The sequence below is a fragment of the Bartonella sp. MM73XJBT genome, from assembly GCF_028618465.1.
Taxonomy (GTDB): domain Bacteria; phylum Pseudomonadota; class Alphaproteobacteria; order Rhizobiales; family Rhizobiaceae; genus Bartonella.
Map to the genome: position 1 here is coordinate 1 of NZ_JAQISY010000028.1, position 11,139 is coordinate 11,139.

Annotated in this window: 8 protein-coding genes and 6 pseudogenes; 5 read left to right on the forward strand and 9 right to left on the reverse strand. The window is 39.8% G+C overall.

The window, feature by feature from the left end:
* Together glmM (PVV69_RS07705) and glmM (PVV69_RS07710) are read left to right on the forward strand one after the other, a co-directional pair.
* A pseudogene (glmM, locus tag PVV69_RS07705) lies at positions 1-501 on the forward strand (phosphoglucosamine mutase); the annotation flags it as partial.
* 18 nt (positions 502-519) lie between these two features.
* Positions 520-1,023: pseudogene (glmM, locus tag PVV69_RS07710) on the forward strand (phosphoglucosamine mutase); the annotation flags it as partial.
* A gap of 1,457 nt (positions 1,024-2,480) precedes the next feature.
* Here the strand turns inward: glmM (PVV69_RS07710) and PVV69_RS07715 are convergent.
* From PVV69_RS07715 to PVV69_RS07725, 3 pseudogenes are all read right to left on the reverse strand, one after another.
* Positions 2,481-2,738: pseudogene (locus tag PVV69_RS07715) on the reverse strand (DnaJ domain-containing protein); the annotation flags it as partial.
* Between the two features lie 781 nt (positions 2,739-3,519).
* A pseudogene (locus PVV69_RS07720) lies at positions 3,520-3,748 on the reverse strand (Arm DNA-binding domain-containing protein); the annotation flags it as partial.
* A 38-nt stretch (positions 3,749-3,786) separates the two neighbouring features.
* Positions 3,787-4,018, reverse strand: a pseudogene (locus PVV69_RS07725) (Arm DNA-binding domain-containing protein); the annotation flags it as partial.
* Between the two features lie 301 nt (positions 4,019-4,319).
* Here PVV69_RS07725 and PVV69_RS07730 point away from each other — a divergent pair.
* Positions 4,320-4,493 carry a hypothetical protein gene (locus PVV69_RS07730; RefSeq protein ID WP_273757060.1) on the forward strand — a complete coding sequence of 58 codons (174 nt, stop codon included), beginning with the start codon at positions 4,320-4,322 and terminating at the stop codon, positions 4,491-4,493.
* A gap of 232 nt (positions 4,494-4,725) precedes the next feature.
* On the opposite strand, the gene PVV69_RS07735 is transcribed toward PVV69_RS07730, so the two are convergent.
* Positions 4,726-5,169, reverse strand: coding sequence for a phage holin family protein (locus PVV69_RS07735; RefSeq protein WP_273757061.1), 444 nt, complete (start codon positions 5,167-5,169; stop codon positions 4,726-4,728).
* A 3-nt stretch (positions 5,170-5,172) separates the two neighbouring features.
* Positions 5,173-5,499 (reverse strand): YqjD family protein, encoded by a 327-nt coding sequence (locus PVV69_RS07740; RefSeq protein WP_273757062.1) that lies wholly within the window; start codon positions 5,497-5,499, stop codon positions 5,173-5,175.
* Between the two features lie 1,391 nt (positions 5,500-6,890).
* On the opposite strand from PVV69_RS07740, the gene PVV69_RS07745 reads away from it, so the two are divergent.
* Entirely contained in the window at positions 6,891-7,790 is a 900-nt protein-coding gene (locus tag PVV69_RS07745; protein WP_273757063.1) for a MotA/TolQ/ExbB proton channel family protein, read from the forward strand.
* Positions 7,787-8,374: a biopolymer transporter ExbD gene (locus PVV69_RS07750; RefSeq protein ID WP_273757064.1), complete on the forward strand. Its 588-nt coding sequence runs from the start codon at positions 7,787-7,789 to the stop codon at positions 8,372-8,374. Before PVV69_RS07745 ends, PVV69_RS07750 begins: the two co-directional genes overlap by 4 nt.
* On the opposite strand, the gene PVV69_RS10075 is transcribed toward PVV69_RS07750, so the two are convergent.
* The 4 genes and pseudogenes from PVV69_RS10075 to PVV69_RS07770 all read right to left on the reverse strand — a co-directional run bounded on the left by PVV69_RS10075 (position 8,301) and on the right by PVV69_RS07770 (position 10,807).
* Positions 8,301-8,657, reverse strand: coding sequence for a hypothetical protein (locus PVV69_RS10075; RefSeq protein ID WP_404978377.1), 357 nt, complete (start codon positions 8,655-8,657; stop codon positions 8,301-8,303). The genes PVV69_RS07750 and PVV69_RS10075 overlap by 74 nt on opposite strands.
* A gap of 119 nt (positions 8,658-8,776) precedes the next feature.
* A pseudogene (locus PVV69_RS07760) lies at positions 8,777-8,956 on the reverse strand (dUTP diphosphatase); the annotation flags it as partial.
* A gap of 185 nt (positions 8,957-9,141) precedes the next feature.
* Positions 9,142-9,690: a dUTP diphosphatase gene (gene dut / locus PVV69_RS07765; RefSeq protein ID WP_273757069.1), complete on the reverse strand. Its 549-nt coding sequence runs from the start codon at positions 9,688-9,690 to the stop codon at positions 9,142-9,144.
* 295 nt (positions 9,691-9,985) lie between these two features.
* A complete protein-coding gene (locus PVV69_RS07770) occupies positions 9,986-10,807 on the reverse strand; it encodes a VIT1/CCC1 transporter family protein (RefSeq protein ID WP_273757065.1) in 822 nt (273 codons plus the stop codon).
* Positions 10,808-11,139 lie beyond the last annotated feature (332 nt).

Genomic DNA, 11,139 nt, shown 5'->3' on the forward strand with positions numbered 1-11,139 from the left:
ACAACGATTATGTCAAATCTTGGGCTAGAGCGCTTTTTAGAGTGCAAAGGCTTGGAGCTTGTGCGGACAAATGTTGGGGATCGTTATGTGGTGGAAGCGATGCGCCAAAAGGGATATAATGTTGGTGGTGAAGCTTCTGGACATATTATCTTGAGTGATTTTGGGACAACGGGCGATGGGCTGGTGGCTGCTTTGCAGGTATTGGCTTGTATGCAGGAAAGTCAAAGCCCGATGAGTCAATTGTGTAAACGATTTGAACCTGTGCCACAAATTTTAAAAAATGTAACGATTAAAAACAAAAATGTGTTGAAAGAAAATCCGGTCAAAACGGCAATAGATCAAGCCGCACAGCGTTTGGGAAAAGCCGCACGATTGGTGATCCGTGCTTCTGGAACTGAGCCGGTTATTCGCATTATGGCGGAAGGTGACGCTAGAGACGTTCTGGATGCTGCGGTGGCAGAGATGATGGAGGTTATCACCCATCACGATGCCCTATCATAAAGGAATGCTTTCTTTTTTACAACGATTATGTCAAATCTTGGGCTAGAGCGCTTTTTAGAGTGCAAAGGCTTGGAGCTTGTGCGGACAAATGTTGGGGATCGTTATGTGGTGGAAGCGATGCGCCAAAAGGGATATAATGTTGGTGGTGAAGCTTCTGGACATATTATCTTGAGTGATTTTGGGACAACGGGCGATGGGCTGGTGGCTGCTTTGCAGGTATTGGCTTGTATGCAGGAAAGTCAAAGCCCGATGAGTCAATTGTGTAAACGATTTGAACCTGTGCCACAAATTTTAAAAAATGTAACGATTAAAAACAAAAATGTGTTGAAAGAAAATCCGGTCAAAACGGCAATAGATCAAGCCGCACAGCGTTTGGGAAAAGCCGCACGATTGGTGATCCGTGCTTCTGGAACTGAGCCGGTTATTCGCATTATGGCTTGAGGGTGACGGCTCTGGACGTTCTGGATGTGGCTCGTGGCAGAGATGATGGAGGTTATCACCCATCACGATGCTCGTTTATAAGCGGAAACTTTTTTTGAGGTATCGTGAAGGCTTTAGAATTATCTTAGCGCTCTTTGTGATGATGTGTAGATACATTCAGACAAAAATAGTTTTGAACAGTGGGGTAAAAAAAGCAAGGCGTTATTATCAATCTATGCAAGAGGCAATAGTAATATAATGCCTCTATAGACAATATAATTTTTACGCTGCGCTACAATATTTCGTTATAGAAGATAAGAAATTATCGTATCTTATGAACCTCTGAGGGTTGCTTTTAACGTTCTTCAAAAGCGTTTTGATCGTTAAATATTATTGATAACTTCTTCTTGGTTTTATCATATCATATATTGTGTTCAGTTCTATACAAAATCGGGCTATTTGTTTAGTGTTTTCGTTATTGCTGCTTCTCATACTAGATACGAGATCAATAATTTGTGTTTTGGAACTAATGCCATTTACACTTGAAGAATTCAGAAATTTTTTTGCATAATCAATCATAGGATCTGTAGAGTTCATGGACATATTATATGCCCAAATAAAATCGCTTTCTTTCCAATTATAGTCATTATGTAAACTACTTATGACATTAAGTAACATGTCTGATGATATCCCTTCATTATAATCACCGCGCAACAAATTAACAAAACGTCCACATAAAACAATAAGTATGTGACGGTGCTTTATAACGTCAAATCTTTGAGTTATATTTTGATAGCTATGGCTGTATACAAATTTTTTGCTTTTTCTTGCTTTTGAGAATGTTCAAAAGCTTCGTATTTTTCATTTACATATTCTTCGTAAAGTTTATCATATTGTTCTAAACTCTCTATACTCGCACATCCTAATAACCCTGATATCGAAAAAAGGTTATAGTTATAAATGTGATAGCATGTGTTACAGATAAGGATTTCATCATTTGAACCGTCATTATGATAATAAGGCTGTCTCGTTGATTCACACTGAATATATCAATGTGTGCTATTGGATCAATAAAGAAAGTACAATGCCTCTACAGATTGTATAATCTCTACGCGATGGAATATCTCATTATAAATTCAATAATGATTGTATCTTGTAAATTCATGAGAGAGAGCGCTTAATATGTTTTAGAAACATTTTGTACAAGAACATACACAGGTTAAAAATCATTCTTCAATTATACCAAGTTTTTTCAATTTCTTGACTCCATAGAAATTTACAGCAGCATAAAAAAAGATTACGATCATTGTTGGGATGATACTTAAGGAGATAAAAATGAAAGCTATTACTAATGCGCTTATTGTAATAAGCAAAGCTTTTAAGAATCCCCAGAATCTCAAACTCATATAAAAAAGACAGTGAATTGATATGAATGGTAATAATTCTGGTGGAATTTTGATAACATTAAGAACAATGATCAATACTATCAAGAAAATTGTGGGTCTATATGCTGCAAATTTGCTGATACTAGTCTTTTTTCTGCTATTCTGTTGGCTTATATTATTTTCAAAAGTTGCGTCATTATCTTTAAGAGTTTCATGATAAAATTGATTGTAAATAGCTCTTTTTTGAGGATCTTTAAGAACTTCATAGGCTTCGCAAATTTTTCTAAATTTTTGTTCCGCTTCCTTATTACTAGGATTATGATCAGGATGGTATTGCATAGCTAACTTACGAAAAGCAGATTTTAGCTGCTTATTATTGCATTCGCAACTTACACCAAGAATTCCATAATAGTCATCTTCATTTGCTATCATTATATACTACCAGTTGTGTATTGTTTTTATTTTTGGAGTATTGTTTAATCGATTCTCTTCTAATATATCAATATGTGTTATTTGTGTGGATAAAGTGTAGTAAATCGTATTTAATAACATTGTTGTGTTCAGCTATATGAGGATGAAGTATAGTTTGAAATCCCTATAGATGCGTTTTTTATTCTCTGGTGGGCTTTATAATATTTAAAAATACACAGAAGGCACTACACATGATAAAAGAATAAATTCTACCAAGAGTGGGTAAAAGCTATTCCTAACAAAATAACGCATCTTTTAAAGGAGGCAGTTATTAAAGCAGACGGACCAGCAGGCAGTAAATATGCTCATGAGGAGTTGACTTCTTATTGAGAAAAGCAAGCAATGTGGATTGTTCCATGGCTTATTTGGCATGTGTTTTGCCAAGATGTTGCCTTTGCAAGTGATAGGGGAGAATGAGGAACGAATGATAAGGCGTGTGGAAACGTCCCTTTTGTTTGCTGACAACAAAACAAATTAAAATTGTTCCAAAGCTTATTTAGATTTTTACAGGTAAAGCAGCAGTGCATGGGACTTGGGAGGATGAAGTTCAGAAAAGATAGGATCATTTGCTTGGAGGGTAGTTTTCATTGAGCTCCACCATCTTCATGCTTATGAAAGAGCGATCCGAGGCACCACTATTCTATTCACCAGTTCCAATGTTGCAACAGCCCTTGGCACTTAAGACGATTCATAAGAGCCATTTTTAGTTTTTTCTTTAAATGTTTTTATTCGTATGCCAATTCCGTAAAACAGAATGCCACCCAGTTGCCAATTTACGGGCTTGTTTTAAAGAGACATCTCGCAATGCTCCCAAGCCCATTTCACGGCGGCGCCCATGAATGGTATAGCGATAAAGCCATTGAGCACCGCCATCTTTACGTTTGTGAAGAAGCAAGCCAGCACCATCATTCACTTTGCCAGCTTCCAATGTTGCAACAGCTTTTGCATTGGAGAGCATGCATAAAAGGCATTTTTAGTTTTTTCTTTAAATGTTTTTATTCGTATGCCAATCCCGTAAAACAGAACGCCACCCAGTTGCCAATTTACGGGCTTGTTTAAAGAGACATCTCGCAATGCTCCCAAGCCCATTTCACGGCGGCGCCCATGAATGGTATAGCGATAAAGCCATTGAGCACCGCCATCTTTACGTTTGTGAAGAAGCAAGCCAGCACCATCATTCACTTTGCCAGCTTCCAATGTTGCAACAGCCCTTGGCACTTAAGACGATTCATAAGAGCCATTTTTACTCCTTTCTTATACAGTTTTTTCCCACACGCCAGCCCCGCTTTTGACGTGCAAGCGAATGATATTGATTGATTCAAGATAAAAAGATTTGAAATGACAGAATCTTACGGTATTCGAGGGTCTCATTCAATATGAATAACGCTAGATATATCATTATAAATCAATATTTTGCTTTGATTGAAATTTGGCAAATTGATTGGTTGTGGAGAGGGTGAAAAGAAGAGCTTGTAGGGAGGATATTGGTGAAAAACAGGGTAGGTGGTCTGTTTTTCTGACCTCACTCTGGTTATCTGTATTATGCTTGAGAGTGATGCGTGCGAAGTTTTGGATGTGGACCGCGAGAAAGAGGGGAGATGTTTATCAGCACAATGTTCTGTCACATGGTGGATAAGGAGATGGGGGGAAGCCGTTGGGCTGTTGTTGATTGTTGCCTTGAAAAATAATCAGATCCTTTGGCTTGCTGGACCATAATCTTGCGAACATTTTCATGACTTTATTATGCATAGAATGATAACAGCTGTTTTACTCTAACGAGGAAAATGATGTGAGTTTATTCTTTGTTGATCGAGAATAGAATCTTTAGAGGTTTATTGTGTGACAATATCAACAAAGGGAAAAAAAGGATGAGCAAAGGAAAAGAGAGGGTGTTTTCTCTCAATAGAAAGAAAACACCGCGGGGGTTAGGATGACACAATTGCATATCTTAATTTGAAAAGCGGTCTTTTTTATCTTTTTTCCACAGAAAATAAGTTGCAAGACCAAGTACTGGGACACTCAATTTGGCAAAAGGCAAATGTTTGCTTAAAAGCGTAAGACTGGAAAGTGTGGCATCTGTCATAAGCTGATGGCGTCTCTCTTCAGATTTCTTTTGTTGATCGTAGCTTTGGTAAGCTTTCAGAATGCGGCCAATGAAAATAGCGATACCTGCAAGAAAAAGCCAAATCAAAAACATCGTGCTAGCTGCTCTAAGAGGCGTCATGACCCAACAGAGGGCAAGAAAACCGATGATACATAAAAAAACTAGCGATATAAACAAGGAAATGCCAATAAATCCATAGCAAATTGCTTGAAGGCGTACTTGCTTAACAGTGCTTTTTAATCCTCCACCAATGAGGTGATTGAAAAGAGGAGCGATAAACTTATGCATTGCTTAACGCCGCAATAATTGAGAAAGAATAAAACCAACACCTGCTGCAAACAGAACGCTCTTGCCAGGATTTTTACGAACATGATGGTTCATGGTTTGTTCAAGTTCGCCGATTTTTTCTTTCGCTTGAGACATAATGTCTTCACTATTTTCTTTTGCCGAATTATAGAGTTCTTCAGCTTTATTTTTTGCTGCGTTCAATTTGCTGGCACCAAGATCTGTCAGAGTTGAAGTTATCCCTGAAATTTCACCACGTAACTTCTCTACCTGTCCTTGTAAATCTTTTTCTACTGTCGTTTTATTGTTCTGTGTTGTTTTATGATTTGCCATGATGCTTTTTCCCTCTCTTGATTTATTACGACTCAGTATTTGTCTCTTTTGTGTGTTCATAGTGATCATTTGCTTTGGAGTAAAAATTTTCACTGCTTTTGTAACGCTAAACGATTTTTTTGGTTCCCTCTCTTTGGGCAATTTAAAAATGTTTTTAGATAGAATGAATCTTGTTGGGAAACTTTTTGGCAATTTTATGTGATTATCCTTTTATGCCGTAAAACAGTGTCCAGCTATGGTGATATAAGGCATAGAAAATTTACATTTTTAATCTTTCTCAAGTGTGGAGAGCGTATTTCAGAACTGGGCTTGCTTGTCGAGCTCTATGGAAGTGAACCATACAAATGGTCAGCAGGGAAAACACGAGAGAAACTGGATTGTTTACAGACCAGTAGGGTGAAGAAGCTTTGTCCTTTGAGGTATCAGGAGGAGAGCAGTTTTGCTTGTCGAAGGGGATAACGAAAAATCCATAAAATACCGCATCTTTATGCTTATGTAAGCATATTGATACCATTAGGATGTTTGCTCGATCCCCTTGCTATCTATAGCTTTCTGTCTTTCCGCTTTGCTTCCTTTATATAGGATCTTCTTTTGGCATTGGGGGCATTTAAAAAAGTACATTTGAATTTTAAAACAGGATCTGTTTTGTGAGGTTTGTGAGATGATGATATCAATAGCAAGCAGGGAGTTCTGTTAATTGAGTGGGGGTATGCGGTTTATGCAAAATATTCCCAAACCGAACACTAGCGTATTGTGAATTCATATGCTTGTTTTAAAGAAGTCTTCAGCCATTTTATAACGGTGTTTGTGGATGGTGTAAAATCTTCTCGTGAAAACTATAGAGTTTATTTGGTATTAGCAATTTTTACACTTATGAAGTTGCGCAAGCTGCAAATTCGTAGATGCTTCATATCCCATGGTGTTCTATCTCTTGTCGTGGGAGTGATGGGTATGGGGGCTTGTTTAGTGATTGTTCTTTGTTCGTTCCTCTTGTGCTGTGCCAAGTAAATCTCTTTGTTTGTATCCGCAGTATTGAAGTGAAAAATATTTCTGTTTTTGGGTACAATTGTTGATATGCTCTTTGAGAGAGCGTCATTATACACCAAATCCGCATTTGATATACAGTTTGTTATTAAAGTTGTTTTTTCCACAATAAGCTGCTTTATCCGATAAATTGCCTTAAATTTATGAGAGAAAAATTCTTTTAAAAAGTCCTCTTGAAAGAGACATTTTCTGAAATAAAACTATACTTGATTTATCAAGTTTTATTTTTTAAGACGAATACAGAGTGACGTTAACAGGGACGGAGCGTTGTCGGAGAGTGATGCTACGGGGGCTGGTGACACAGCTGTAAGATTTAAAAGTGACAACCACAACCGTGTGAGACAAAAATGGAATCTGAGACAGTACCCTTAGAGAGCGCGTCTGCTGTATTGGCAACGTATGATCTTTCCCCTTTTGCTATGTTTATGGCAGCTGATTTTGTTGTAAAAGCTGTGATCGTTCTTTTGTTGCTTGCTTCTCTTGCATCTTGGACAATTGCTTTTGTTAAAATTGTTGAGATTACTGTGGCAAAACGAAGAGCGCGTCATGAACTTCAATTGACTCTTAATGCTCAGACCCTCACGCGTTTGGCTGCGAGTTTGAAAGAAAGCAAAGGAGCTGGTGCGCTCTTTTTGAAAGAAGTCCTTAAAGAAGTGTATCTTTCTACACAGCAGATCCATTTTGTTGGTCATGAGGGAACCAGTGGAGGCGCTCATGAAAAAAACACGGCAAGACAAGAGAGGCATCGGGGGATACAACAAGAAGCACTAGCCATTACTGGTGAACATTCCCTCTTTTATGAGGAGCTCAATCAGTATGACGAGGATGTGCGAGATATGCGCGATATGAATGAGGGTGTAAAGGAGAGGGTTCATTCGCTTTTGTCACGCTGCTTGCTTACTGTTGTGCGGCGTGTTGCATGTGGTAGCGCTGTTCTTGCAACCATTGGCGCTATTGCTCCTTTTGTGGGGCTTTTTGCTACCGTTTGGGGAATTATGAATTCTTTTATCGGTATTGCACAGTCTCAAACAACGAGGCTTGATGTGGTGGCTCCTGGAATTGCCGAAGCCTTGCTGGCAACCGCTATCGGACTTTTTGTGGCGATTCCCGCTGTGGTTATGTATAATAGCTTGATGCGCGCTTTGAGTGGTTATCGCAATGATTTAGGTGATATTGCTGCCGCACTTGAAAGACTCTTAAGCCGTGAACTCGATAGGCGCAGACAACAGAAAAGTCATAAAAAATGAAAGCAGATTTTAATGATCATTGGGATTTCGATGAGAGTGGATTACATAGCGAAATCAATGTAACCCCTTTTATTGATGTTGTTCTCGTATTGCTTATTGTTTTTATGGTGGCTGCGCCTTTGGCGACATCGGTTATTCCTGTTCAACTTCCTTCTATAACGCAAACACCTGCCGCGGTTCAACCTGACGAGCCTCTTTATGTGACTTTGCAAAAAGATCATGCCCTTTATGTTGGTGAGCATCTTGTCAACCCAACAACTTTTGTGGAATCCTTATTGAAGGAAACAAAGCAAAATCGAGAAACAAAGATTTTGATCAAAGCCGATAGTGAAATCGATTATGGGGCTGTGGTGGATTTACTCGGTCAAATTCGCGCTGCTGGATATAGCAAAGTCGGACTTATGGGATTGCAGAAATCTGCCAATCTGAGGGCAAAAGGGATAGCAAGTGATGGAACCGTAAGTGCTATAGGGCCGGCAGAGAACACAGCAGGAAACGTCACAAACGGTGTCATTGCGCCGCCCATAAGTGATGTGGTAAATGCCAAACCTGCTGTAAGGGGAAATGTGGCTCCTGTAGAGTAGAAACTATCAATAGAGAATTCTGCTGAAGTCTATTTTGTGCAACCAAGTCCTCCGTATCTCTGCTTCCCACATCGCTATTCTCTTTTTCATTTGCTGCAAGTTCATTTGCTGCAAGGGCATGAACATTGACTTGAAGAACCAGTGCAATGACTGTTTGGGCAATGCGCATGCCTTGTTCAATGGTAAAGTCTTCTTGTCCGCAATTGATGAGCAGAACTCCACAACGGGTGCATTGTCCTCTATGCTTCTTAGTGTTTGTGCATGGGGAAGATGCGTGGCTTATTTAGAGCATGGATGCCTTTGTGTTTCAAGCCAAGAGGACTCCTTGCAAAATAACAGCCATGGTAATCATTGCACTGTCTGCTTGCAAGGATGTGCGTTTTTTCTCACGCAATGTGCTGTTTAGTCATGACCTGTGGAACCAAAACCACCCGTACCTCTGCTTCCCACATCGGTATTCTCTTTTTCATTTGCTGCAAGGGCATGAACATTGACTTGAAGAACCAGTGCAATGACTGTTTGGGCAATGTGCATGCCTCGTTCAATGGTAAAGTCTTCTTGTCCGCAATTGATGAGCAGAACTCCACAACGGGTGCATTGTCCTCTATGCTTCTTAGTGTTTGTGCATGGGGAAGATGCGTGGCTTATCCAGAGCATGGATGCCTTTGTGTTTCAAGCCAAGAGGACTCCTTGCAAAATAACAGCCATGGTAATCATTGCACTGTCTGCTTGCAAGGATGTGCGTTTTTTCTCACGCAATGTGCTGTTTAGTCATGACCTGTGGAACCAAAACCACCCGTACCTCTGCTTCCCACATCGCTCTTGTCTTTTTCATTTGCTGCAAGTTCATTTGCTGCAAGGGCATGAACATTGACTTGAAGAACCGGTGCAATGACCGTTTGGGCAATGCGCATGCCTCGTTCAATGGTAAAGTCTTCTTGTCCGCAATTGATGAGTAAAACTTTGACTTCACCGCGGTAATCACTATCAATGGTTCCAGGCGTGTTGAGGCATGTGATGCCGTGTTTGAAAGCTAAGCCTGAGCGTGGACGTATTTGTGCTTCAAACCCAGGGGACAAATGAAAAATAAGACCCGTTGGAATAAGGGCGCGCTGTCCAGGTGCAAGAGTGAGTGTTTCTTTTTCACCAAGCGCGGCCCTTAGATCAAGACCAGAAGAACCCGCTGTGGCATAGTGCGGAAGTTCTAAGCCTTGTCCATGCTCAAGGCGTTCGATTAACAAAGTCACGGGTTTAGAGCGGTGAGAAAAAGCATTGTCTTGGTTGTTTAAGGGGGGAGAGGCTGGAGTGTGAGGCATGGTCAAAACATTTCCAAATTATAAGAGAGGTCTAAAATTATAAAACAAATGCTACTCTAGCAAAAGCTTCCCATAAAACAAACCAATAAAGGTCCATGGAGAGGGGTTGTCCCCAATACAGGTTTGTGGACGCTGGTTTTAGATTTTCTTATAAGAATATCTGTGCAAAAATAAAAAAACTCCCAATGATAAATTGTCATTGGGAGGGCATATAAAATCTTTTGGGGCTTGATAATAACAAGTCTGCGCGTGATGCTTCAATACTTGTCTGTTGCGTGTTTGTTTGGTTTTGCTTTCAGATACTCCCGATAAGAATCCCCGTGGCAAAAACGAGAGCACCACCAATGATAACTTGTAAAGATGCACGCCAAAAAGGAGTCGACATGAATTTATTTTGCACCCAAACAATAGCCCCTAGTTCGAAAAAAACAATGATAAAGGCAATCACTGTCGCCATATAAAAAGAGTTAATCAAATAAGGAAGCGTGTGACCTAATCCTCCTAACGTTGTCATAATACCGCTGGCAAGACCTCTTTTAAGCGGAGAACCACGACCTGATAACTTCCCATCATCATGGGCTGCTTCTGTAAATCCCATTGAAAGACCTGCTCCAATCGAAGCAGACAACCCGATCAAAAAGGTTTGATGCGTATCTCCTGTGGCAAAAGCGGCTGCAAAAATTGGCGCAAGAGTAGAAACTGATCCATCCATGAGACCAGCAAGACCAGGTTGAATCCATGTCAAAAGCAGCTGTCTGTGCGTTTTTGATGACTTTTTTGTCTCTTGACGAATCGTTTTGCTTCGAGAGTTTTTATGATGCTTCTTTGCCGTTACAAGAGTGGCGCGATTACATGGTGAGTCTACCGTTGAAGCCATTGCGCCTGCACGATTGCTACAAGAAAGGCACAGAAGCTCCTTATAATTTTCAAGCTCTCGCATACCCATTGCTGCAAAAATTTCTGCATGCTTTGAAGAATAAGGCTCTAAAGCTTTGGCATATTTTAAATAAAGAGCAGCATTTTGTTCTTTGGCTTTGAGTGTTCGAAGCATCACTTGTTGTGCTGAACGAAAGGACAGAGCTTTACGTTGTACAAATGAAAAAAACGATCTCAACATTTCCTGTTCCTTTGCACTTTAGAATAGTTCTAAAGATATAAGAGAAAAAAGAGCAAAGTCAATCTAAAATTAAAAAATTGTAAAGAGTCAGTGTGATGAAAAGAACAGCCTAGAGATGTAAAGGTTGCAGTGTTAAGAAAATAAAATTTGCTTAGATAAGAAAATAAAATAAGTCAGCAAAAAGGTGATTGTATGAAACGATGCCAGAAAAATGCAAAAACGAGAAAGGCTGGCGATTCTACCAAGGAATTGTGGTCATAAATGGGGAGAGATGGAGGTGAGAGGGGATGGGGGAGATTGTGCGGTGTTAGCTCTTGGAGATGATAGGGCGT

Bases quoted from the DNA above. Each gene is read 5' to 3' on its own strand.
- PVV69_RS07730 (WP_273757060.1), top strand. From the start codon at position 4,320: ATGCTTGAGAGTGATGCGTGCGAAGTTTTGGATGTGGACCGCGAGAAA.
- PVV69_RS07735 (WP_273757061.1), bottom strand. From the start codon at position 5,169: ATGCATAAGTTTATCGCTCCTCTTTTCAATCACCTCATTGGTGGAGGA.
- PVV69_RS07740 (WP_273757062.1), bottom strand. From the start codon at position 5,499: ATGGCAAATCATAAAACAACACAGAACAATAAAACGACAGTAGAAAAA.
- PVV69_RS07745 (WP_273757063.1), top strand. From the start codon at position 6,891: ATGGAATCTGAGACAGTACCCTTAGAGAGCGCGTCTGCTGTATTGGCA.
- PVV69_RS07750 (WP_273757064.1), top strand. From the start codon at position 7,787: ATGAAAGCAGATTTTAATGATCATTGGGATTTCGATGAGAGTGGATTA.
- dut (WP_273757069.1), bottom strand. From the start codon at position 9,690: ATGCCTCACACTCCAGCCTCTCCCCCCTTAAACAACCAAGACAATGCT.
- PVV69_RS07770 (WP_273757065.1), bottom strand. From the start codon at position 10,807: ATGTTGAGATCGTTTTTTTCATTTGTACAACGTAAAGCTCTGTCCTTT.